The organism is Nonomuraea sp. NPDC049378 (genome assembly GCF_055586745.1).
Genome location: NZ_JBVJHP010000027.1, coordinates 58,342 through 80,032, shown reverse-complemented (window position 1 = coordinate 80,032; position 21,691 = coordinate 58,342). Strand labels below are relative to the sequence as shown.

17 protein-coding genes are annotated in these 21,691 nt (G+C 73.7%); 11 read left to right on the top strand and 6 right to left on the bottom strand.

Translation table 11 applies throughout. The features are described from left to right. The first annotated feature begins 1 nt into the window (after window position 1). The 3 genes from ACZ6SA_RS41995 to dgoD are packed head-to-tail and all read left to right on the top strand — an operon-like array spanning window position 2 to window position 3,583. On the top strand, window positions 2–1,666 hold the full coding sequence (locus tag ACZ6SA_RS41995; RefSeq protein WP_465834625.1) for a discoidin domain-containing protein: 1,665 nt from the start codon (window positions 2–4) through the stop codon (window positions 1,664–1,666). Further along, entirely contained in the window at window positions 1,663–2,403 is a 741-nt protein-coding gene (locus tag ACZ6SA_RS41990) for an SDR family NAD(P)-dependent oxidoreductase (protein ID WP_465834623.1), read from the top strand. The genes ACZ6SA_RS41995 and ACZ6SA_RS41990 overlap by 4 nt, the downstream gene beginning before the upstream one ends. A 34-nt stretch (window positions 2,404–2,437) precedes the next feature. Continuing rightward, a complete protein-coding gene (gene dgoD, locus ACZ6SA_RS41985) occupies window positions 2,438–3,583 on the top strand; it encodes a galactonate dehydratase (RefSeq protein ID WP_465834621.1) in 1,146 nt (381 codons plus the stop codon). A gap of 22 nt (window positions 3,584–3,605) precedes the next feature. On the opposite strand, the gene ACZ6SA_RS41980 is transcribed toward dgoD, so the two are convergent. Further along, window positions 3,606–6,317, bottom strand: a complete 2,712-nt coding sequence (locus ACZ6SA_RS41980) for an AfsR/SARP family transcriptional regulator (RefSeq protein WP_465834619.1) — start codon at window positions 6,315–6,317, stop codon at window positions 3,606–3,608. Between the two features lie 141 nt (window positions 6,318–6,458). Here ACZ6SA_RS41980 and ACZ6SA_RS41975 point away from each other — a divergent pair, with 141 nt between their 5' ends. The 6 genes from ACZ6SA_RS41975 (at window position 6,459) to ACZ6SA_RS41950 (ending at window position 10,226) form a co-directional block, all read left to right on the top strand. Then, on the top strand, window positions 6,459–6,632 hold the full coding sequence (locus ACZ6SA_RS41975; RefSeq protein ID WP_347649380.1) for a hypothetical protein: 174 nt from the start codon (window positions 6,459–6,461) through the stop codon (window positions 6,630–6,632). A gap of 23 nt (window positions 6,633–6,655) precedes the next feature. Further along, window positions 6,656–6,832 carry a hypothetical protein gene (locus tag ACZ6SA_RS41970; RefSeq protein ID WP_347649379.1) on the top strand — a complete coding sequence of 59 codons (177 nt, stop codon included), beginning with the start codon at window positions 6,656–6,658 and terminating at the stop codon, window positions 6,830–6,832. A 79-nt stretch (window positions 6,833–6,911) separates the two neighbouring features. Beyond that, entirely contained in the window at window positions 6,912–7,439 is a 528-nt protein-coding gene (locus tag ACZ6SA_RS41965; RefSeq protein ID WP_465834616.1) for a TlpA family protein disulfide reductase, read from the top strand. Next, complete coding sequence (locus tag ACZ6SA_RS41960; RefSeq protein ID WP_465834614.1) at window positions 7,432–9,240, top strand: ABC transporter ATP-binding protein; 1,809 nt, start codon at window positions 7,432–7,434, stop codon at window positions 9,238–9,240. The genes ACZ6SA_RS41965 and ACZ6SA_RS41960 overlap by 8 nt, the downstream gene beginning before the upstream one ends. Then, a complete protein-coding gene (locus ACZ6SA_RS41955; protein WP_465834612.1) occupies window positions 9,237–9,629 on the top strand; it encodes a S26 family signal peptidase in 393 nt (130 codons plus the stop codon). Before ACZ6SA_RS41960 ends, ACZ6SA_RS41955 begins: the two co-directional genes overlap by 4 nt. Window positions 9,630–9,635: 6 nt before the next feature. Next, the gene (locus tag ACZ6SA_RS41950; RefSeq protein ID WP_465834610.1) at window positions 9,636–10,226 is read left to right on the top strand and encodes a MauE/DoxX family redox-associated membrane protein; all 591 of its coding nucleotides are present in this window, start codon (window positions 9,636–9,638) and stop codon (window positions 10,224–10,226) included. On the opposite strand, the gene ACZ6SA_RS41945 is transcribed toward ACZ6SA_RS41950, so the two are convergent. From ACZ6SA_RS41945 to ACZ6SA_RS41935, 3 genes are all read right to left on the bottom strand, one after another. Beyond that, on the bottom strand, window positions 10,195–11,736 hold the full coding sequence (locus ACZ6SA_RS41945) for a PQQ-dependent sugar dehydrogenase (protein WP_465834608.1): 1,542 nt from the start codon (window positions 11,734–11,736) through the stop codon (window positions 10,195–10,197). The genes ACZ6SA_RS41950 and ACZ6SA_RS41945 overlap by 32 nt on opposite strands. Before the next feature lie 251 nt (window positions 11,737–11,987). Further along, on the bottom strand, window positions 11,988–15,110 hold the full coding sequence (locus ACZ6SA_RS41940) for a hypothetical protein (RefSeq protein ID WP_465834606.1): 3,123 nt from the start codon (window positions 15,108–15,110) through the stop codon (window positions 11,988–11,990). A gap of 99 nt (window positions 15,111–15,209) precedes the next feature. After that, window positions 15,210–17,978: a helix-turn-helix transcriptional regulator gene (locus tag ACZ6SA_RS41935; protein ID WP_465834604.1), complete on the bottom strand. Its 2,769-nt coding sequence runs from the start codon at window positions 17,976–17,978 to the stop codon at window positions 15,210–15,212. A gap of 127 nt (window positions 17,979–18,105) precedes the next feature. Between ACZ6SA_RS41935 and ACZ6SA_RS41930 the strand changes: the two genes are divergently transcribed. Continuing rightward, a complete protein-coding gene (locus ACZ6SA_RS41930) occupies window positions 18,106–19,026 on the top strand; it encodes an SDR family NAD(P)-dependent oxidoreductase (RefSeq protein WP_443156742.1) in 921 nt (306 codons plus the stop codon). Then, a complete protein-coding gene (locus ACZ6SA_RS41925; RefSeq protein ID WP_347649363.1) occupies window positions 19,023–19,682 on the top strand; it encodes a carboxymuconolactone decarboxylase family protein in 660 nt (219 codons plus the stop codon). Before ACZ6SA_RS41930 ends, ACZ6SA_RS41925 begins: the two co-directional genes overlap by 4 nt. A gap of 133 nt (window positions 19,683–19,815) precedes the next feature. Here ACZ6SA_RS41925 and ACZ6SA_RS41920 read toward each other — a convergent pair whose 3' ends face one another. Both ACZ6SA_RS41920 and ACZ6SA_RS41915 read right to left on the bottom strand, forming a co-directional pair. After that, window positions 19,816–20,310, bottom strand: coding sequence for an FAD-dependent oxidoreductase (locus tag ACZ6SA_RS41920; protein ID WP_465834601.1), 495 nt, complete (start codon window positions 20,308–20,310; stop codon window positions 19,816–19,818). After that, window positions 20,307–21,689, bottom strand: a complete 1,383-nt coding sequence (locus ACZ6SA_RS41915) for an amidohydrolase family protein (protein ID WP_347649359.1) — start codon at window positions 21,687–21,689, stop codon at window positions 20,307–20,309. The genes ACZ6SA_RS41920 and ACZ6SA_RS41915 overlap by 4 nt, the downstream gene beginning before the upstream one ends. Window positions 21,690–21,691: the final 2 nt, after the last annotated feature.

The following is a 21,691-nucleotide window of genomic DNA, read 5'->3' as shown; positions in this document are numbered from 1 at the left end:
CATGAGAAGGACGTTCCACGCCGCCGCCGCGGTGGCGCTCTGCTCGGGCCTGTTCACGATGCCCGCCTCCGCCGGGTCCGCCTCCGCCGGGTCCGCCTCCCCCGGGCCGTCCGCCGCCGGGGCCGCGGTGCGGCGGCTGCCCGTCACGCCGGCGGGCCAGGTCCTGGTGGTGCAGGCCAACCTGCAGGACTCGGTACGCCAGGCGGACGCCCGCGACACCAGAGACCTGGACAACTTCGCCAGGCTGCTGGCCGAGAAGGCCCCCGCGGCGCCGGACGCCCTGCTGCTCACCGAGATCCTCGGCCCCGGCGCCCGCCACCTGGCGAACGCGCTGAGCCGGGCCACCGGGCAGCGCTACCGGGCCGAGGTGGCGGGTGAACGCTCCGCCTTCCTGCCCGACGGCGCGGTCAGGGAGAACGCGATCATCCTGAACACCGGCACGATGACCGCCGCCGCGCGCGGCGGCTTCGAACGGGTGCAGGACGAGGACCAGGCCTACGTGGTGGCCGCGCGGCGGGACGGCACGCTGCGCGTGCCGCTGGTCGCCGCGCACCCCGGTGGCGATCCCGCGCCGGCCGCCGCCTGGCTCGCCGATCGGTTCGCCCGCGAGGGCGGCGTCACCGTGCTCGGCGGCGACTTCCGCGCCGGGCGCTGCGCCGTACCCGCGGAGGACCAGGCCATCGGCTGCGAGCCGCAGGCGTTCTGGGCGGACCTGACAGGGCCGCGCGCCTACACCGACGCGTACTTCGAGCGCGGCGACGCGCAGGCGCGCCGGCACAGCGGGTACGTCTTCGCCAGGGGGGATGTGCTGAAAGCCGCGATCGACACCGACATGCCGGACGTCTCGGACTGCAAGGCGGCCTTCGACGCCGGGCGCTCGCACACGGCGGACCGGGACTGCCGCGCCGCGTACTACGCCGACGAGCCGTTCGGGTGGGCGCTCATCGGGGCCGCCCGCGACGAGCAGCAGTCGGTGGTCCCGGCGAAGCTCGCCCTCGATCACTGCGAGCTCGCCGTGCGCACCGCCGACGTGATGGCCAGGGTCGTCAACAACACCGCGGCGCCGCTGTCGCGGCCGGTCCGCGTGAGCGCGTCCGAGCCGCTCACCGCCACCCCCGCAGGGGCCGCCCTCGACGTGCCCGCCGGCCAGGCGAAGAACGTGATCGTGACCGTCACCGCGCCCAGGGACACCGAGCCGGGCGAGCACACCGTCACCGTGACGATCGGCAGCGAGAAGCGGGAGATCCCGGTCACCGTCACCGAGGACTGCGTCGAGCCGAAGGTGTACGCGACCAGCTTCCACGCAGGCTTCGGCCCCGAACTGGCGGTGGACGACGACATCGCGACCTACTGGCACTCGGAGTACCAGCCGCCGCACCCGCTGCCCCAGTCGATCACCCTCAACCTGGGCGAGACCAGGCAGGTCAGCGCGCTGGACTACCAGCCGCGCTTCGACGGCAACCTCAACGGCACGATCCTGGACTACAAGGTCTACCTCAGCACAGACGGCCGGACGTTCACGGAGGTCGCCGGCGGATCGTGGGCGGCCGACGCGCGGCAGAAGAGCGCCTCGTTCGACGCGGCGGACGCCCGCTACGTGCGGCTGGAGGGCAGCCGGGCCAGCGGCGGGTCCTACCTTTCGGCGGCGGAGGTCACCGTCCGATGAGCAGGTTCGCGGGGCAGGCGGCCGTCGTCACGGGTGGCGCGCGGGGCATCGGCGCCGCCACGGTCCGCCGGCTGGCGGCGGAGGGCGCCTCGGTGGTCGTCGCCGACATCGACGACGCGGCGGGCCGGGACGTGGCGGACAGCGTCCCCGGGGCCGTGTACGCCGCCTGCGACGTGGCCTCGCCGCAGGCGTGGGACGACCTGCGCACGCTGGTCCTGGACCGGTTCGGGCGGCTGGACGTGCTCGTCGGCAACGCGTACGTGCTGCGGAATGGGCCAGCCGACGAGGTGGGGCCGGACGACTGGAACGCCCAGCTCGCGGTCAACCTCGGCGGGTTCTACCTGGGCGTGCGCGCGTTCATCGGCGAGCTGCGGCGGGCACGCGGCGCTCTCGTGGCGGTCTCCAGCGTGCACGCCGGCTTCGGCCTGCCCGGCCGCCCCGCCTACGCCGCGTCCAAGGGCGGGCTGCTCTCGCTGACCAGGCAGCTCGCCGTGGAGTACGGCCCCGAGGTACGCGCCAACGCGGTGGTGCCCGGCCCCATCCTGACCGGGGCGTGGGACGGCATCGACGAGGCCGGCCGGGAACGCAGCGCCCGCGCCACGGCGGCCGGGCGGCTGGGCAGCCCGGACGAGGTCGCCGCCGCCATCGCGTTCCTGGCCAGCAGTGAGGCGTCGTTCGTCACCGGCGCCGCGCTGACCGTCGACGGCGGCTGGAGCGTCATGAAGGACTCCGACTGAACCCGTCTTGCCGCTACTGATCGAAAAGGGACCCATGCGCATCGTCTCGCTCACGACCTACCTGGTGGCGCCCCGCTGGTTGTTCCTGCGCGTCGACACCGACGAGGGCATCACCGGCTGGGGCGAGCCGGTGGTCGAGGGCAGGGCGGCCACGGTGGCCGCGGCCGTGGCGGAACTGTCCGAGTACCTGGTCGGCGCCGACCCCCTGCGCATCGAGGACCACTGGCAGGTGCTCACCAAGGGCGGCTTCTACCGGGGCGGGCCGGTGTTGTCCAGCGCGGTCGCCGGCATCGACCAGGCGCTGTGGGACATCGCCGGCAAGGCCTACGGCGTGCCGGTGCACCGGCTGCTCGGCGGGCCGGTCAGAGACCGCGTCCGGGTCTACAGCTGGGTCGGCGGCGACTCTCCCGCCGAGGCGTCCGACGCGGCGGCAGGGCTGGTGGAGGCCGGGTTCACCGCGCTGAAGATGAACGCCGCCGGCATCCTGCGCGCCATCGACACGGCGGCTTCCGTCAGGGCGATCGTGGACCGGCTCGCGTCGGTGCGCGCCGCGGTCGGCGACGAGGTCGACATCGCGCTGGACTTCCACGGACGGCTGAGCCTGCCCATGGCCCGCAGGGTGCTGCCGCTGCTGGAGCCGTACCTGCCGTTCTTCGTGGAGGAGCCGGTCGTGCCCGAGCTCACCGGCGAGCTGGCGGCGGTCACCTCGGCCACCGCCATCCCGATCGCGGCGGGGGAGCGGCTGTACTCGCGGTGGGATTTCCGCCCCGCGCTGGAGGCGGGGATCGCGGTCGCCCAGCCGGACGTCTCGCACGCGGGCGGCATCTCCGAGACCCGGCGTATCGCCGCCATGGCCGAGGTCTACGGCGCCGCCCTCGCCCCCCACTGCCCGCTCGGCCCGATCGCCCTGGCCGCCAGCCTGCAGACCGGCTTCGCCACCCCGAACCTGCTCATCCAGGAGCAGAGCCTCGGCCTCCACTACAACGAGCCCGCCGACCTGCTCGACTACCTGGTGGACCCGTCGGTGTTCAGGTACGCCGACGGGCACGTGCCGCTGCTGACCGGCCCCGGCCTCGGCATCGAGATCGACGCCGCCGCCGTCGAACGCGCCGCCGAGACCGGCCACCGCTGGCGCTCCCCGGTCTGGCGCCGCGACGACGGCGGCCTCGCCGAGTGGTGATCGCCCTGCGGGAACCACGCGCTCACGGCCACGTGGGGCGGCCCAGCGCCGCGCAGCGGGCGCGGACTGCCTCCGCCTGCGTGTCCCCGAGAGCGTCGTAGCACTCCACGGCCCGCTTCCAGGCGTCCAGCGCGGCCGCCGTATCGCCCGCCGCCGCGTGCGTCTCCCCGAGCCGGACCAGCGTCTGCGCGGCAGGGTGGAGGTCGTCGCACTCCTGGAACAGTTCGGCCGCCCGCTCGTAGCCGGCCACCGCCCGCGTGTGGTCGCCCATGGCGTCCAGCACGTAGGCGATGCTGTCCCAGGCATGCCCCTCGCCCTGGGCGTAACCGAGGTCGGACAGGATGGCCTGCGCATGGCTGCAGTCGGTGAGCGCCTGGTCGTACTCACCGAGCTGGGCGCGCCACCAACCGGCGTTGTTCAGCGCCCGGGCCTTGCCGATGGTGTCCCCGCCCTCCTCGAAGAGCTCCAGGGCCCGCAGCGCGTGGCGGAGCTCCTCGCCGGGCCGTACCCGGCTGACCGGGACCGTCAGGCCCAGGTGCAGGTGCGCCTCCAGGACGGGCTCACCGAGGTCGCGGTGGAGCTCGATGGCCTGGTCGAAGTGCGTGACCGCCTTCTCGTCGTGGCCGAGCTTGGCGCGGGCGCGGGCCAGGCGGCTGTGACTGCCGGCCTGCGCCAGGCGGTCACCGAGCCGCGCGGCGGCGCCCAGCGCCACCGCCTCGACGTGCAGGATCTCCTCCCAGGGGCCGCGGCGCTGCATGAACTCGCCGAACCCCCAGGCCAGCTGCCAGGCGTGCCGGTCCAGCCCGGCCTCGGCCGCCTCCGACACCACCGCGGGCAGCGCCACCGACTCGGCGGCGTACCAGCGCAGGGCCTCCCCCTGCCCGGCGAAGTGCTCCACGGCGACGCCGGGGGCGGGTGGGTCCGGCTTGACGCGTTCGCGGTGCGGGTAGCAGATGGCGCTGGCCGCGCAGGCCGAGTGCAGGTAGTGGTCCAGCAGGCGGCGGGTGGCGGACCGGCGCACGGTGCGGCTGTCGGTGGCGCGGGCCTGCTCGGCGGCGTACGCGCGCAGCAGGTCGTGCAGGCGCACGCGGCCGCGGGCGGAGTGGTCGACGAGGTTGGCGCGGTCGAGGTGGTCGATCAGCTTCCGTGTACGCTCCACGGGCAGGGCGGCAAGGCTCGCCACCGCGGTCACCGGAAAGTCCGGCCCGGCCTGCCTGCCGAGATGGCGGAAGAGGCCGGCCGCCTCCTCGGTGAGCTCGCGGTAGGACCGGGCGAACACGACGCGCAGGTCGATCGCGGGGTCGGTGTCGGCGAACGGTTCCAGGCCGGTTTCCGCTCGTTCGAGGTCGGCGGCGACCTCGGCCAGGGGCAGCTCGCTCCGCCGTACCATCCGCGCCGCCACGATGGCCAGGGCCAGCGGCAGGCGCCCGCACCTGTCGATGATCAGCTCCGCGGCCTCGGGCTCGGCCGCCAGGCGAGCCTCACCGACCCGGGCGGCCAGCAGGTCGCGGGCCTCCTGACGGGAAAGGACGCCCAGATGGAGGAGGGACGCTCCGACGGTGACCGACAGCGAGGGCAGCTCGGACCGGCTCGTGATCAGCGTCAGCGACCCAGGGGCGGTGGCCAGCAGCGGAGCGACCTGCTCGGCGCCGCGGGCGTCGTCGAGCATGACGAGCACCCTGCGGTCGGACACCAGACTGCGGTAGAGCCCGGTCTGCGCCTCGACGCCGGAGGGCACCTGGCTCTCCGCGACGCCGAGCGCGCCGAGGAAGCGGGGCAGGACCGTGCGTGCGCCGGCGGGGTCGAGGGCGCCGAGGTCGGCGTAGAGCTGGCCGCCGGGGAAACGGTCGCGGTGCAGGTGGGCCCAGCGCAGCGCCAGCGACGACTTGCCCACTCCCGGCGGTCCCGAGATCACGCACACGGCGCCGGCGGCGGCCAGCCCATCCAACTCGGCCTTCCGGCCGACGAAGCACCCGAGGCGGACGGGCAACTGCGCGGGTACGGGACGTTCGGCCTCGGCCACCTCGCCCTGCCGCAGCAACATGCGATGGACCTGGCGCAGCGCCGTCCCGGGTTCGACGCCCAGTTCCTCGGCGAGCGTGTGGCGCACGCCGGCGAAGCAGGTCAGCGCCTCGGCCGTACGCCCCGACGCGTGCAGCGCCTCGATCAGCGCGACGGCGACCAGCTCGTCCAGCGGGTACTCCTCCGCCAGCGGCGACAGCGCCGCCACCGCGGCTCCCGGATCGGCTTCGGCCACCGAACGCGCCCACCGCAGCACGATCTCCTTCCGCTCGTCCCGCAGCCGCCGGCGGGCCCGCTCGGCCCACTCGCCCGGCAGCCCTGTCAGCGGGTCACCGCGCCACAGCGCCAGCGCCTCACCCAGCGGCGGCCGGGGATCCGGTACGGCTGCTGCCCGCTCGGCGAGGCGGCGGAACCGCGACAGGTCCACGGCGGACTCGTCCACGTCGAGCAGGTAGCCGCCGAGCTTGCGCAGCACGTCGCCGTCGTCGCCGAGCACCTCGTGGCGGAGGTGGGTGATGATCGTGTACAGGGTGTTCCGCGCGCCGGACGGGATCCGTTCGCCCCAGATGCGGGTCAGCAGCGTCTCGACGGGAACGACCCGGCCGACCTCCCAGGCGAGGGCAGCGAGCGCGAGCGCGGCCTGCGGAGGGCGCACCGCACTGGTCTGATCCGCGCGCTCCAGCTCCACCGGTCCGAGCAACCGAATCAACATGGCTTTCCAGCGTAGTCAGGGGAGATCGACTCCTCGCAGGTTGTCATGTGTTCGGAACAGCATTGAGAAGTCATTGAGAAATCGCTGAGATGCCCGGGTGAGGCTGCCAGGCGAAGGCTCCTCTTCAGGAAGCGAGGGCTCATGAACGCCTTACACGGACTCTGCGACCGCCTTGTCGCACGGCTCGTCCCCCAGGTCAAGGCCTCAGCCTTGGGGTGCTACTGGCAGTGGGACGACAAGCCGCAGCAGTGCTACAAGCGCTGGTGCTGCGAGTACATCAACGGGACCAGGTGTAACGGCTGGGTCCGCTGCTGACCGGGAACAGAAAGCAGGACGTCATGCGGGTTCTCACCAGATTCACCGATCGGCTCGTCGAACGGCTCGTCCCCCAGGTCAGGGCCGCCGCCAGCAGCTGCTGGGAGGAATATCGCACCGTGATGGGCGGCCGGTGCCAGTACCGCAGGTGCTGCACCTACAACACGGGGACCAGGTGCAACGGCTGGTCGTACTGCTAGACGCCGATCCGGTGTCGTGATCCACGGGCCGGGCCCTCTGATCAGGCCCGGCCCTCCGTACCGCGATGAGGAGATCGTGATGGTTTACGCCCTGTGGGCGGCCGTGGTGGTGCTGGCCGTGCTGTGCGCCCTCAACCTGGCGCTGGGCCTGGGCATCATCCGCAGGTTGCGCGAACACACCGAGCGCCTCAACGGCCTGTACGAGCAGGCCGGCGGCGCCCCGCCGCCCTCGCTCCTGCCCGGTGAGACGGTGGCGGAGTTCGAGGTGGAGCACGGGCTGCGCGGGCGTACGCTGGTCGGCTTCTTCTCCCCGTCGTGCGCGCCCTGCAAGGAACTGGCCCCCAAGTTCGCCGAGCTGGCCGCGACGATGCCGCGTGACCAGGTCATCGCCGTGATCGCCGGCTTCCGCGACGAGATCGGGCCGATGCGCGAGCTGCTCGAACCGGTCGCCATCGTCGACACGGCCGGCCCGGACGGCGGGTCGATGGCCAAGGCGTTCAAGGTGGCTGCCTTCCCCCGGGTCTTCCTCATCGACGACAGCCGTACCGTGCTCGCGACGGGACATGACCTGGCCGACGTGCTGGCCCTGACCGCCGCGCGTGGCTGAGCGGTCCTGGCCGCGCGCCCTGGCCGCCGTCACGGGGCTGGCCTGGCGCAGCGCGCCCGTGACGGTGATCCTCTACGTCGGCGCCACCCTCGCCCAGGCCGCGGTCCCCATCTCCACGACCTGGTTCACCAAGGCGCTGCTCGACGCGCTGACCGCCGAGCGCGGCTCCGTGCTCGGCGCGGCGCTCGGGCTGGCCGCCAGCGGCCTGGCCGCCGGCGTGCTGCCGAGCCTGTCCACCTACGCCAACGGCGCCCTCGGCAGGGCGGTCGGCCTGCGCGCCACCGACCGGCTGTTCACCGCCACCGGGAAGTTCGCCGGTCTGCGCTACTTCGAAGACCCCGCCTTCCTGGACCGGCTGCGCCTGGCCCAGCAGTCCACCACCGACTGCCACGGGCTGCTCGGATCCGCTTTCGACGTCGGCAGGGCCGCGCTCACGGTCGCCGGGTTCCTCGGGGCGCTGGCCCTGATCAACCCGTGGATGGCCGTGATCGTGCTGGTCTCGCTCGCGCCCGCGCTCGCCGCCCAGCTACGCCTGGCCAGGCAGTACACGACGATGATGTGGCAGACCAGCCCCGCCCAGCGCAGGGAGTTCTTCTACGGCCAGCTGCTGACCGGCGTCCAGGCCGCCAAGGAGGTCCGGCTGTTCGGGATCGGCGGCTTCCTGCGCGAGCGGATGCTGGCCGAGCGCAGGGGCGTCAACCGCGCCCAGCGCGGCCTGGACCTGCGCAGGCTGGCCACGAACGGCGCGCTCGAACTGCTGGCCGCGCTGGTCGCCGGCGGCGGGCTGGTGTGGGCCGGAATGGCGGCGCGCGAAGGCAGGATCAGCGCGGGAGACGTGGTGATGTTCATCGGCGCGGTGGCCGGCACCCAGCTGGGGCTCAACACGATGGTGCACATGATCGCGCAGATGGCCCAGAGCCTGAGGATGTTCGGCCACTACCTCGACGTCACCCACACCCCGCCCGACCTGCCCGTGACGGCCACCGCCCCGCTGCCGGCGCTGCGGCGCGGCATCGAACTGCGTGACGTGTGGTTCCGGTACGGCGACGACCACCCCTGGATCCTGCGCGGCGTGGACCTGTTCATCCCGTACGGCGGCACCATCGCCCTCGTCGGGCTGAACGGAGCGGGCAAGAGCACCCTGGTCAAGCTGCTGTGCCGGTTCTACGACCCCACCAAGGGCACGATCCTGTGGGACGGGGCGGACCTGCGCCGCTGCGACCCCGCCGACCTGCGCGCCAGGATCAGCGCCGTCTTCCAGGACCACATGGCCTACGACCTGTCCGCCGCCGAGAACATCGGCCTCGGGAACCTTCCCCTGATCGGCTCCGAACCCGACATCCAGGCCGCCGCCCGGCGGGCCGGCGTCCACGACACGCTCGTCGCGCTGCCGCGCGGCTACGACACCCTGCTGACCCGGCTCTTCTTCAGCGACGGCGACGAGGACTCCGCGTCCACCGGGGTCGAGCTGTCGGGCGGGCAGTGGCAGCGCATGGCCATCGCCCGCGCGCTGCTGCGCGACCGGCCCGACCTGGTGATCCTCGACGAGCCCAGCTCGGGGCTGGATCCCGAAGCCGAGCACGACATCCACGTCCGGATGCGCGCCGGCCGGTCAGGGCGTACCAGCCTGCTCATCTCCCACCGGCTCAACACCGTGCGCGACGCCGACCTCATCGTCGTGCTGGAGGAGGGACAGGTGGCCGAGCAGGGGCGGCACGAGGACCTGATGGACCGGGAGGGCCCTTACGCCAGGCTGTTCACCCTGCAGTCGGCGGGCTACGTCACGGAGCACACCGCATGAGATACGTGGTGGGAGCCGTGCTGGGCGCTGTCGCCGTCCTGGTGTGGCTGCGCGGGCGGTTCGTCACGGTCACGGTCGAGGGCGCCAGCATGGAACCCACCCTGCACCCGGGCCAGCGGCTGCTGGCCCGGCGCACCAGGGGCGTGACCGGCGAGGTCGTGATCGTGCGCAACCCGCACCCCGTTCCGCCGCTGCTGGTCAAGCGGCTGGCCGCCTGCGAAGGCGAGCGGCTGCCCGCGGTGCTGGGCGGCGGGCTGGTGCCCGCCGGGCGCGTCGCGGTCCTCGGCGACAACCCGCCCCGGAGCGTGGACTCCCGGCACTTCGGCCTGTTGCCCGCCTCTCATGTGGTGGCGGTCATCAGGTCCCTGCCGCCACGAGAGGGACGGTAGCCGATCATGCGGTACGTCGAGGTGGCGAGCGGGCTGCTGCTGGTCACGGTGTTCGCGTCCGCCCTGGCGGGCAAGGTGCGCGGCCGCGGGGCGTGGGCGGGGTTCGTCGAGTCGGTCAGCGAGATGGCGGTGGTCGGCAGGGCGCTCGTCCCGATGGCCGCGGTGGCCGTCACCGCGGCGGAGGCCGCGGTGATCGTGCTGGTCCTGGCTCCCCTGCGCTGGGCCGCGACGGCCGGATACGCGCTGGCGGCCGTGCTGCTCACCTGCTTCACGCTGGCCGTGGGCGCGGTCGCCCGCAGACCCGTCCCGGTGCCGTGTCATTGCTTCGGCCCTTCCAGGACCCCGGTCGGCGTGCCGCACGTGGTGCGCAATCTGATCCTGGTCGCGGCGTCTCTGCTCGGGCTGGCGGGATCGCTGACGAACGGCTCCGCCGACCCGGTGCTCAGCTCCGCCGCCGGGGTTCTGGGAGCCGTACTGGGGCTGCTGATGGCGCGATGGGACGACCTCGCGGCGCTGCTGGGGCCGTCCGGACCCTCCGGCGCCACCGCCGGAGGCCGGACATCGGTCAGCGGTCGACGGCGCAGGCGTCCCTGTTGAGGGAGAACCTGCTCGGCAGGGACGTGTCGCCCGTGTGGCTGACGAGATAACCCAGCGTGACGCTGCCGCCAGGGGCGATGGAGCCGTTGTGGGCGGCGTTGACCGCGGTGACGATGTCGCCGCTCTGGGTGAGGTCGGTGTTCCAGTCGGAGATGACGGTCTGCCCGCGCGAGAGGGGGAATCTCAGCGTCCACCCGTTGATCGGGGTGGTGCCGGTGTTGGTGATGGTGAGGTCGACGGTCATGCCGCCACCCCAGGTCTGCGTGGTGTGCCCGATGAGGCAGGCCGGCTTCGCGCGTTCGAACGAGACGCGGTGCAGGCCCCCGGGAAGGTCGTTGACGACGTACAGCTCGCCCTCCGGCGTGGCGCCGAACGCGGTGACCTGCGTCGGCGTCTGGCCGATCTCGGCCTGGTGATAGCCGCCCGCGCCGTCCTCGCGCAGCGCCCACACGGTGGAGGAGCAGTAGTCGGTGGCGATGTAGGTGCCGCCGACCAGGTCGGCGAACTCCTCGCCGTGGTAGACCTGCCCGCCGATGACCGCGCAGCCGCCGGTGTGCGGGGAGTAGGTGAAGACCGGCTCGGTGTAGTCGGCGCCGGAGTCGCACTGGGTCTCGTCGAACACCTCCAGCCCCTCGTAGCAGGACCAGCCGAGGTTCGCGCCGGACTGCCGTCCGGGCTTGATGTGGTTGATCTCCTCCCACCTGCCCTGGCCGACGTCGGCGATCCACATCGAGCCGTCCGCCGGGTCGACGGAGAAGCGCCAGGGGTTGCGCCCGCCGTACATCCAGATCTCCTCGCGCGCGCCCGCGACGCCGGCGAACGGGTTGTCCTCGGGTACGCAGTAGGCCAGGTCGCCGCAGCTCCGGCTGACGTCGATGCGCAGGATCTTGCCCAGCAGGGTGTCCACGCGCTGCCCGGAGTCGAAGGGGTCGCCTGAGCCGCCGCCGTCGCCGATGCTCATGTACAGGTTGCCGTCGGTGCCGAAGGTGATCTGGCCGCCGTTGTGGTTGCTGTTCTCGGCGTGCTCCTGGGAGAGCAGGGGTTCGAGGTTCGCGTCGTCCAGCCCGTACCGTGCCAGGGTCACCGCGCCGTCCGGCAGCGCCGTGTAGGCGAGGTACACGTCATGGCTCTCGGCGAAGTCGGGCGAGAGGGCGATGCCGAGCAGCCCGCGCTCGTTGCCGGACTCGTCCACCGACGCCGTGATGTCGATGATCGGGGTCTGGTCGAGGCCGGTGTCCGGGTGGTAGACCCGCACGGTCCCGCGCTTCTCGGTGACGAACAGCCTGTCCGTCCCGTCATCGGGTGCGGCGATGGCGGTGGGGCGGCGTAACCCGAAGGCGACCTGGGTGGTGATCGTGTTGATCTCTTCCAGCGGCACCTCGGAGGCGGCCGGGACGGATGAGGATGTGGACGTCGCCGCGGCGGCCGGTGGCGTCAGCGCGCTCACGGGGGCGAGCAGTGGCAGGGACAGGGCGAGCAGTGCGGGCGCTGCCCAGCGTTTTCCTGGCATGTCGGGACTCCAGAGGCGAGGCTTCGTCGGATCGGACGGTATAGGCTCGCCCGCCGTCCCAACCAGGGCGACGATCATGACGCCTGGGCACCGCCGCGGCGCCAGGCCGTTGCGGCTGCTTCAACCACGCTTGAACTGCGGTGATGCCGGAGGGCTCCGGCACGGTCCGCCGTCGGCCGCATGAAACGTACATCGGCGCGCACCTGGACGCGCGGTCGAGGCGCTCAGACGCCGAGGACAGGAAGACAGCGCTAGGGCGCGAGGCGGCCCAGGAGCGGGTGGTCCTCGGTGGCCGTTCGCAGGGAGCCGGCGAGGAGGATCGTGCCGGGGGCGGCCGCGATGGCTTGGGGCTGCATGCCCTTCGGCCAGGCGATGCGGGTCCGCGGTTCCCAGGTGCGCCCGTCCTGCGACCTCACGAGGACCATGTCACCCGCCTGCACCCGCAGGCCGATCCATGCGTCCCCGTCCCTGGCGAGCTGGGACAGCGCCGGGCGGCCGAGCTCGGCGACCAGGGGTTTCTCCCACTGGCCTGACGTGGAGAGCAGGGCGGAGAACGTCTTGGTGAGGGAGCCGTCGTGGCGCACCAGCCCCGTGACGATCACCGTGTCCCGGCCGACGACGGCCTCGGTGACCCACGCTCCCTGCCCGTCCGGCAGGCCGATCGCCGGCATGGGCTGCCACGACAGGCCGTCGGCCGAGTACATCAGGCAGTTCGTCGTGGTGCTGATGCCCGGGCACATGCCCGGGGCGACGTAGCCGTACTCTCCGCCCGCCAGGTCGCTGGGGAACTCGAAGGGGGAGGGGACCTGCTGCCAGGTGACCAGGTCGGTCGAGCGCCAGGATATTTGCTTCGCGTCTTTCGAGGACGTCACCAGATAGCTGTCCTTGGCCGCCGCGGCCTCCTTGATCGTGCCGAAGTCGTGGCCGGAACGCTGCCAGGTGCGGCCGTCGCGCGAGGTGTAGACCCCGGGGCCGATCGCGAGCCAGCCGCTCGGGCCGTGCACCACGGTGGTGAACGCGCCGGGCGTCTCCAGGCCCGAACGTTGCCAGGTCGCGCCGCTGTCGGTGCTCCACCACGCGCTGGCCATGCCCTGGGACTGGCCGACGGCGACGGTGACGTCTCCCGCGTGGCGCAGGTCGTTGACCCGGGTGACGGGGTAGCGCAGCCCCGCGACACCGCTGAAGTCGACGGGGGAGACGTCGCTGTCCGGGCCCGCGGAGAACATCCGCAGGTCGAGACGCTCCGGCCGGTCGGTGGAGAAGACGCCCAAGGTGTCGCCGCTGAGGAGAGCACCGGTCTTGGTCGTCGCCATCACCGGCTGGTAGGCGTTCAGCTCACGGGAGGTCCCCAGAGAGTCCCAGTCGGAGCCGTCCTCGCTGTGGAGGAGCCTGGCCTCTTCGCCATATCCGGGCTCCCCGATCGGTACGGCATCCATGAGCAGGTAGAACCCGGTCGCGCCCGCGGCGAACCCCTTCGGCGAGGAACCCTCGCTGGAGCCCACCTCCTTCCACGACGCGCCGTCGGTCGAACCGGCGATGGTGGTGGTCTTGAACTCCTTGCTGAAGGCGGCGTAGAAGGTCCTGCCGTCCGTGGCGAGGACGGGCGTGCTCGTGCCGGTGTCGAGCGTGGCGGTCTGCCAGGTGCGGCCGCCGTCCGCCGACCTCGCGGTCAGGCGGCCACTCGTCCCGTCGGCGGAGTCGCCGTCGATGAGGACGTTGTCGCCGTGGGCGATCATGCTCGTACGGCCCGCCGGCAGTGCGGTCGTGGTCGTCACCCGCTGCCACTGCCGGCCGTCCGCCGAGGTCCAGACGGCCGTCGGGCTCGCCTTCTGCGCTGTCGCGTCCTGCGCGCCCTTGATCACGAATCCGCTGTCGGTCGCCACGAGGCCGGACAGGTTGTAGTCGACCATGTCACCGAGGGCGCCGCCGCTGACGGGCTGCCAGGTGTGACCGTCGGCGCTGGTCCACGCCACGGGGGAGTGCTTGGACAGCCTGCTGGGGAACGCCACCCAGCCCTTGTCGCCGCCCGCCACGAGGCCCGCGGCCATCGACTCGGCCCCGGGCGGCGGCACCGACTTCCAGCTCGTGCCGCTGTCGTCGGAGACCAGGAAGATCGGACGTGTCGTGGAATACGCACCCACGGTTTCGGCGCCCACCACGACCACGGTGTCGCCGTGGGCGGCCGCGGCGTTGACGTGCTGGTCGAGCCCGCCGTCGGGCGCCGGCTTGGACGGCGGCGGGAAGAGCCGGTCGGCTCTGTTCACCTGGCCGGTCCGCGGTGCCGTCGCCTCCTTCTGGGCGACCTGGCCGTCCGGCCGGAACACCACGAAGGCGGCCGCCGCGCCGAGCACGAGCACGACGCCGGCCGCCACGGCTCCCCACACCCATGCGCGCCGCCGCGCCGACGCCATGTGCGCGGGTGTCCCGTGCACAGGCGGAGGCACTCCGTACGCGGACGAGGGCGTTCCGTGCGAAGGCGGGGGTGCCATGTGCGGCGGTGCCCCGTGCGATGGCGGGGGCGCCATGTGCGGCGGTCCGCCGTCCGCGGGAGGGCCGGTGATGTGCGGGGGCGGAGGTGCTCCGTGCGGCGGCATGGCCGGTGTCGCGGGCATCCCCGGAGGCGCGGCAGGCAGGATGGGTGGGGGCGCCGTGGGGACGTCGCGCAGGGCGGTGACGACCTCGTCCAGTCCGGGACGGGCCGCCGGGTTGGGGTCCACGGCGGCGGACACGAGGTCGCGCAGCGGTCCGTCCAGCGCGTCGAGGTCCTCGGCGGCCGGCGACGGGTTGCCGCTCGCGGCGCACACCACGATCCGGCCCCAGGTGAAGACCTCGGCGGCCTGGGAGGGCTCCTGCTCGGGCGCGATGTACGCGGGTCGCGGGGTGGCGAGGGGAACGGTGGCCGCGGGGCCGAAGCCGGTGATCCGCAGCCCTTCAGGCCCGAGGGTCACTCCGTCGGGCGTGAGGCCGCTACGGCGTACGCCTGCCTGGTAGATCGCGTGCAGCCCGGCCGCGATCTCGCCCGCCATGCGCCACAGCCCTGGCCCGGAGAAGGGGCCGCGCTCCAGCGCCTGGCCCAGCGTCTCGCCCTCGACGTGCGCGCACACCACGTACGGCCGCGCCGCGCGGACGTCGCCGCCCAGGACGCCGGCGACGAACGGAGAGCTGACCCTGCGGGACGCGGCGAGGTCGCGTTCCAGCCCGGGCAGCGCCTCGGCGTCGAACGCCGCCTCGGCGGATGCGTCCACGGCGAAGGTCCTGACGACGACCTGCCGTCCGGCCGGGGTGCGCGCCAGATAGGTGACCGCGTCGCCGTCCTGCCCGAGCTGCGCGATGAGCGTGTTGCCGCCGATCTGCTCCTCAGATGGCGTGCCCACGATCCCCCCTCATTCGATGTGCCGACATGGGGTGATGATCCCGGTCACCGGTTGCGAACGGCTTGACGGATGATCGCGCCAGAAAGAGGGCCCTCCGCGTCAGGGACGGTCGTGGAGCAGGGCGGCCAGTTCCACCCGCGAGGTCACGCCCAGCTTGGGGAAGGCCTTGTAGAGGTGGTAGGCGACCGTACGAGGGCTGAGGAACAGGTGCGCGGCGATCTCCCGGTTGCTGGCGCCGGTGGTCGCCATCCGCACGACCTGGAGCTCCTGGGGCGTGAGCGCGGCCAGTCCGGCCGTGGCCGTGGCGGCGGGCTTGGAACCGTGGCCGGTGGCGCGGAGTTCGGCGCTCGCGCGCTCCGCCCACGCCGTGGCGCCGAGCCGGTCGAAGGCCTCGAACGCGGCCTGCAGGGGTTCGCGGGCGTCGGCGCGGCGGCGTGCGCGGCGCAGCCACTCGCCGTAGGCCAGACGCGTGCGAGCGTGGTCGAAGGCCCGTGGCCGGCCGGAGAGCCCGGCGCGGTCATGGAGTTCGAGAGCCCGTTCGAAGTGGCTTTCCGCGTCGTCGTGGTCGGCGAGCAGCGCGGAGCAGCGGTGCAGCGCGGCCAGTGCCCAGTCGCGGCGCACCCTGGCCGACCAGGCGGCGTAGCGCGCCAGGTGCGGCCGGGCCAGGTCGGCCCTGCCCGCCCTGGCCGCGGCCTCGACCAGGTCGGGGGTCTGCATGATGGCGATCAGCGGATGGCCGCCGCTCACCGCGGCATGGGGCAGGAGGTGGGCCAGCGCCTCGTCGGCGTGGCCGAGCGAGAGGTCGAGCAGCCCCAGCGCCCACGAGGCGATGGCGGCGCTCGGCGGGATGCGCTGCGCCTCGGCGTGGCGCAGGCAGAGCATGGCCCGTTCACGGCACGACTCCTCCTCACCCGCCACCGCGTCCAGCCAGGCGAGCACCCCTCTGAAGTGGCAGGCGCGGTTGTCCTGGCCCAGCTCCACGGCCAGGTCGAGCCCTTCGGCGGCGGTGGCCGCGGCGAAGTGGTGGCGGCCGGACAGCAGTTCGGCCGAGGCGAGCAGCTGCAGCGCGAGGGGCAGCCAGCCGATGCGGCCCGCGGCCCGGCAGGCCCGCACCGCCTCGCCCGCCACGTCGGTCAGCCCCACGTCGTCGCCCACCATGGCGGCGGCCGCGGTCATGATCGCGCCGAGGGGCGTCTCGGGGGTGACCGCGCCGAGCGGCGGCCTGGCGTTCTCCATGCCGTCCACCGGGTGGCCGGCGCCGTCGACGACCTGGCCGAGGGCGAGCACCGTGCCGACCAGAGGCGTGAGCGGGCTGCCGTGCGGGAGAGGGACGGCGGCCAGCGCCTCGGAGGCCAAGCGCGTACGTGCCGGGTCGTTGAGGAACCAGCCGTTCTTCACGGCGTCGAGCAGCATGGTGGCGGCGAGTTCCGGATGCGTCCTCGCGACGGGCGCGGAGCGGTCGAGCAGCAGGCGGTGGACGTCGGCCGGGGAGCCGCGGTCGAAGGCGGCGCTCGCGCGGAGCAGGCCGAGCCTGGCCCGGCCCTCCGGGCCGGCGCCGGCGCGCTCCGCCTGGCCGGCGAGCGCCTCGGCGAGCTCGGGGTCGCCCGACGTGCCGGCGGCCTCCGCCGCGGAGACGAGCAGGGCGGCCCGGTCAGGAGCCGAGGCGGTCAGCCACGCCGCCCGCTCCAGCGCGACTGCCGCGGTGCCCGGAGCTCCGCGGCGCAGCGCGCGCAGGGCGCCGCGTTCGAGGTCGCGGGCCACCTCGGCGTCGGGTCCCGTCGCCGCGGCGGCGCGGTGCCAGGCTCCGCGTTCGGGATCGAGCGCTCTGGCCAGCGCCCGGTGCACGGCGAGCCGCCGGCTGAAGGGCGCGTCGTGGTAGACGGCGGTCCTGACGAGGGGGTGGCGGAACACCACGCGGCGGCCGTCGGCGGTGTCCTCGATCGTGACGATGCCCGCCCTCTCCGCGGCGTCCAGCGCCTGCGCGCGTACGCCCAGCTCGCCGGCCGCGCGGAGGACGGCGGCGAGCTCGCCGCCGTCCTCGACTGCGGCCACGAGCAGCAGCGTGGCCGTGTCCGCGGGGAGGTCGCGAACGCGGTCGGCGTACAGGCGGCGCAGGTGGTCGGGGATCGGCAGCGGGCCGAGCAGCGGGGTGTGGGCGGTGCGCTGGTCCGCGGTGAGCGCCGTGGGCAGGTCGGCGAGAGCCAGGGGGTTGCCGCCGGCCGCGGCGGCGATCCGCTCGCGTACGTGCGCGGCCAGCTCCGGGTGCCGCTCGGCGAGGAAGGCGGAGGCGGAGGCGTGGTCGAGCCCTCGCACGGGCAGCTCGGGCAGCCCGGGGAAACGTGCGGGGTGGCCGTCGCGGACCGCGAACAGCAGCCCGATCGACTCGCCGGTCAGCCGCCGGCCCATGAACCCCAGCGCGTCGGCGGACGGCACGTCGAGCCAGTGCGCGTCGTCCACCACGCAGAGCACGGGGGTTTCCTCGGCCGCGTCGCCCAGCAACGTGAGCATGCCCAGCGAGACCAGCAACCGCCCGCCCGCGCCTTCCGCCGCCGGGCCGCCGTCGCCGGGCCCGGCCAGGCCGAAGGCGCGGGACAGCGCGGCGGCCTGCGGGCCAGGGAGCGCGCGAACGCCTGGGAGCAGGGGGCGCAGGAGCTGGTGCAGAGCCGCGAAGGGCAGGTCGGCCTCGCTCTCGACGCCGTGGACGCGCAGCACGCGGACGCCCTCCGCCCGGCCGGCGGAGTGGTCGAGGAGGGCGGTCTTGCCCGTGCCGGGCTCGCCGGTCAGCAGGAGCGCTCCGCTGCCGCCCGCCCGGACCGCCTCGATGAGGTGCTGGATCCGGCGGAGCTCCGCGTCGCGCCCGTACAGCATGTCTCGGAACCCTAGCCCACGGTCCGCGACCTCCCGCATCCCCACTGTTCGGTTGACGGATTCGGGACCCGGCCGGCTCCTCCTACCGTCGGGGTCCGTAATCACGAGAGGTCAGGGGGTGGCCGGAATGAAGGATCGCGGTGCCGTGGTCGTCACGGGCGCTTCGTCGGGCATCGGCAGGACGACCACGCTGGCGCTGGCCAGGGTGGGGTTCACCGTGTTCGCCGGGGTCAGGAGCGACGCCGCGGCCCAGGAGGTGGCGGCGCTGGCGCCGGGCAGGACGTTGCCGCTGCGGCTCGACGTCACCGACGGACATCTGATCGCGGAGGCGGTCGCGACGGTGTCCGATCACGTGGGCTCCGGCGGGCTGTCCGGCGTGGTGAACAACGCGGGCACCGGCTCGCCGTACCCGCTGGAGCTGATCCCGCTGGACGACCTGCGGCGCGAGCTGGAGGTCAACCTCGTCGGGCAGCTCGCGGTGGCCCAGGCCTTCCTGCCGTTGTTGCGCAGGGGAGCCGGACGGCTGGTGAACGTGGGCTCCGAGGGCGGGCGGATCACGCTGCCGTACATCGCCCCGGTCACCATGCCGAAACACGCGCTCGTGTCGCTCACCGACGCGCTGCGCATGGAGCTGCGCCCGTGGGGGATCCACGTGGTGCTGGTCGAGCCCGGCGCGACCGCGACCGCGGCGCCGGGCAAGATGATCGCCGCCGCCCGGCGGCTCGTCGACGGCCTGCCCGAGCCGGGCAGGCAGCTGTACGGCGAGTCGTTCGGCGCGGTCGTCGACAGGATCGCCGAGCGCAGCGACCGCGGCAGCCCGCCCGACGTGATCGCCCGCGCGATCCTGCGCGCGCTGACCGCGCCCCGCCCGGCGACCCGATATCCCGCGGGCGGGCACGCCAAGCTGCTCACCAAGCTGCCCCGGCTGCTGCCCGACCGCCTGCTCGACCGGCTCTTCCTGCGGATGCTCGGCATGGACCCGGCCTTCGGCGGCCGGCGGCACGAAGCCCGCCCCCGGCCCGCGACCCGAAAGCGAGATGGACGATGACCACTCTGCCCACTGACCCGATCACCTCGCTGGACGCGGACTTCGCGCCGATGGCGTTGCAGGTCGGCGAGTCGATGCTGGCCGTACCAGGACTGAGCATCCGGGAGAAGATGTTCACCTGGATCACCAGCGACGTGTGCGACGGCAATCTCGGGTTGCCGTTCGAGACGCATCTCAAGGTGCTGACCACCGCGGGCGGGGCCTCCTGGCAGACGGTCAGGGAGGTGCTGCGCCACCTGGCGCCGTACGCGGGCTACCCGGCCGTGGTGCGGGCGTTCGTCCGCCTGGCCGAGATCGAGGCCGCGCACCCGGAGGTGAAGGGCGTAGATCTGCCCGCGCCGGAAGCGTGGGAGCCTCCCGCCTACCCGGAGGGCGCCGACGCCGGGCTCGCCGCCTTCGCCACCGATCAGGCCGGGCGGCGGTGGGGGCGGCCGTACCTGACGCCGCGCGAGCGCGCGCTGATCTGCGTGGCCGCCGACGTCGTCCAGCAGACGCTCGGCACCCCCTTCCGCACGCACGTGGAGGCCGCCCGGCGCGCCGGCGTGGAAGGGGAGGAGCTGCGGTGGCTGCTGCGCATGATGGCCGAGCTGAGCGTCGGCCGCTCCATCGAGGCGATGGAGCGGCTCGACGCGTACCTGAAGGGGGGCACGTCGTGAGCGAGGACTTCCCGATGCCACGGGCCTGCCCGTTCGACCCGCCGCCCCGGTACGCCGAGCTCCGCGAGAGCGCGCCGGTCACCCGCGTCTCGATCCCCGGCGGCAGGACGGCCTGGCTGGTCACCGGTCACGGTCAGGCGGGTGCAGGGCATGCGTCGCCCACGAGGTGCCGGGCGCGGACGGTGAACGGCCGGCCGCCGGGGTCCTCGCCGGTGATCTCGTAGTGGTCGCCGTCCTGGCGGGCGCCGGTCACGCGGTGGCCGGACAAGGGGGTATGTCCCAGCTCGGCGAGGCGAGCGTACAGCTCGGCCTCCGTGGTGGCCTGCGGCACGAGCAGCACGTACGGGAATCGCGAGGGCACCTCGCCCAGCGGGATGCGCATGAGCGCGCGCCCGCGTACCGCGATGCGGAAGTCGCGCACCAGCGTGCCTTCCCGCAGCAGGTCGCCGGCCACGTCCAGCTCGTCGAGCACCTCCAGCGCGCCCGCGTGCACGACCAGGCCGCGCGACTCCGTCACCGGCCCGTGGCCCTCGTCCAGCAGCACGAAGGGCACTCCCGCGCGCGCCAGCCCGATGGCGGTGACCAGCCCGGCGGGGCCGGCGCCCACGACGCACACGAACGTGGTCATCGCGCGTCCACGAGCGCGTTCACCTCGCGTGCGGTCGCGTCCGCGTCGGTCCGCGTCGCGCGGCCGTCCTCCACCACCACGGCGCCGTTGACCAGGACCAGCGAGGCGGCGTCGCTCAGGCCGGTGAACAGCAGCGCGGCCAGCGGATCGTGCACGCCGGCGCGGTCGACGGAGGTCAGGTCCCAGCAGGAGACGTCGGCGGCCCGGCCCACGGCGAGCGAGCCGAGGTCGGGGCGGCCGAGGCAGGCGGCGGAGCCGCGCGTGGCCATCGCCAGCAGCTCTCTCACGGTGGGCCATTCCTCGGGACCGGTACGCGGAGCGCGGTGGGCGAGGGCGGCTACGCGCAGGTCGCCCAGGAGGTTGGAGCCGTCGTTCGTCATCGATCCCGTCGTGCCGAATCCGAGAGTGACGCCCTCGTCGAGGTAGCGGCGTACGGGGGCCAGGCCCCAGCCGAGTTTGAGGTCGGCGGCCGGGATGTGGGCCACGCCGATGCCCGCCGCCGCGTACTCGGCGATCTCCTCCGGCGGCGGCGTGACCGCGTGGGCGACCCACAGCCGGTCGTTGGCGAAGCCGTGCTCGGCCAGGATCCGCCAGGGTGACGAGCCGAACCTGGCCTGGGCGAAGCGGGTGTCCTCGTGGTGGTGCAGGTGGGTGTGGAGCCGGACGCCCGGGTGCGCCGCCGCGAGCGCGGCGAACGCCTCGAAGATCTCCGGTACGTCCGACACCACGCCGGAGGGGGCGAGCACGATCCGCGTCATCGCGTACGGCTCGGGGTCGTGGTGGGCGGCGATGAGGTGTTCGGCGTGCCGCACGATGGCGTCGACCGGTTCGGCGAAGACGTCGTCGACCATGCCGCCGCGGGCCTTGGAGAAGGTCACGCTGCCGCGTCCCGCGTGCAGGCGCACGCCGACCTCGGTGGCGGCTTCGATGGTGGCCTCGACGTACGGTTCCGGGTCGTCGCCCGGGAAGATCGTGTGCTGGTCGGCGACGGTGGTCACGCCGCCGAGCACGGACTCGGTGAGCGCGGCGCGGGCGGTCGCGCCGACGGCGCCGGCGTCGAACCTGCCCTCCTTCCAGCGCCGGAGCACCAGCTCGTTCTGCAGGCCGAGGAAGCGCGGCATGCCGGAGCGCTCCAGCGCGGGAAGGGTGCGCATGGAGGCCTGGTACAGGTGCTGGTGGGCGTTGATGAGCCCGGGGAGCGCGAGCAGCCCGGTGCCGTCGATGACCCGGTCGACGCCGTCGGCGGGCAGGCCGTGGCCGATGGCGGCGATCCTGGGCCCGTCGATGAGGATGTCGGCGCCGGTCAGTTCGCGGTCTTCGGCGTCGAAGGTGGCCACGTACGCGAGGCCCCTGAGGAGAACCTTCACGATCACTCCCATGC

What these genes read in the sequence shown, in the direction of transcription:
- ACZ6SA_RS41995 (WP_465834625.1), top strand. Translation starts at nt 2, where the DNA reads ATGAGAAGGACGTTCCACGCCGCCGCCGCGGTGGCGCTCTGCTCGGGC.
- ACZ6SA_RS41990 (WP_465834623.1), top strand. Translation starts at nt 1,663, where the DNA reads ATGAGCAGGTTCGCGGGGCAGGCGGCCGTCGTCACGGGTGGCGCGCGG.
- dgoD (WP_465834621.1), top strand. Translation starts at nt 2,438, where the DNA reads ATGCGCATCGTCTCGCTCACGACCTACCTGGTGGCGCCCCGCTGGTTG.
- ACZ6SA_RS41980 (WP_465834619.1), bottom strand. Translation starts at nt 6,317, where the DNA reads ATGTTGATTCGGTTGCTCGGACCGGTGGAGCTGGAGCGCGCGGATCAG.
- ACZ6SA_RS41975 (WP_347649380.1), top strand. Translation starts at nt 6,459, where the DNA reads ATGAACGCCTTACACGGACTCTGCGACCGCCTTGTCGCACGGCTCGTC.
- ACZ6SA_RS41970 (WP_347649379.1), top strand. Translation starts at nt 6,656, where the DNA reads ATGCGGGTTCTCACCAGATTCACCGATCGGCTCGTCGAACGGCTCGTC.
- ACZ6SA_RS41965 (WP_465834616.1), top strand. Translation starts at nt 6,912, where the DNA reads ATGGTTTACGCCCTGTGGGCGGCCGTGGTGGTGCTGGCCGTGCTGTGC.
- ACZ6SA_RS41955 (WP_465834612.1), top strand. Translation starts at nt 9,237, where the DNA reads ATGAGATACGTGGTGGGAGCCGTGCTGGGCGCTGTCGCCGTCCTGGTG.
- ACZ6SA_RS41950 (WP_465834610.1), top strand. Translation starts at nt 9,636, where the DNA reads ATGCGGTACGTCGAGGTGGCGAGCGGGCTGCTGCTGGTCACGGTGTTC.
- ACZ6SA_RS41945 (WP_465834608.1), bottom strand. Translation starts at nt 11,736, where the DNA reads ATGCCAGGAAAACGCTGGGCAGCGCCCGCACTGCTCGCCCTGTCCCTG.
- ACZ6SA_RS41935 (WP_465834604.1), bottom strand. Translation starts at nt 17,978, where the DNA reads ATGCTGTACGGGCGCGACGCGGAGCTCCGCCGGATCCAGCACCTCATC.
- ACZ6SA_RS41930 (WP_443156742.1), top strand. Translation starts at nt 18,106, where the DNA reads ATGAAGGATCGCGGTGCCGTGGTCGTCACGGGCGCTTCGTCGGGCATC.
- ACZ6SA_RS41925 (WP_347649363.1), top strand. Translation starts at nt 19,023, where the DNA reads ATGACCACTCTGCCCACTGACCCGATCACCTCGCTGGACGCGGACTTC.
- ACZ6SA_RS41920 (WP_465834601.1), bottom strand. Translation starts at nt 20,310, where the DNA reads ATGACCACGTTCGTGTGCGTCGTGGGCGCCGGCCCCGCCGGGCTGGTC.
- ACZ6SA_RS41915 (WP_347649359.1), bottom strand. Translation starts at nt 21,689, where the DNA reads ATGGGAGTGATCGTGAAGGTTCTCCTCAGGGGCCTCGCGTACGTGGCC.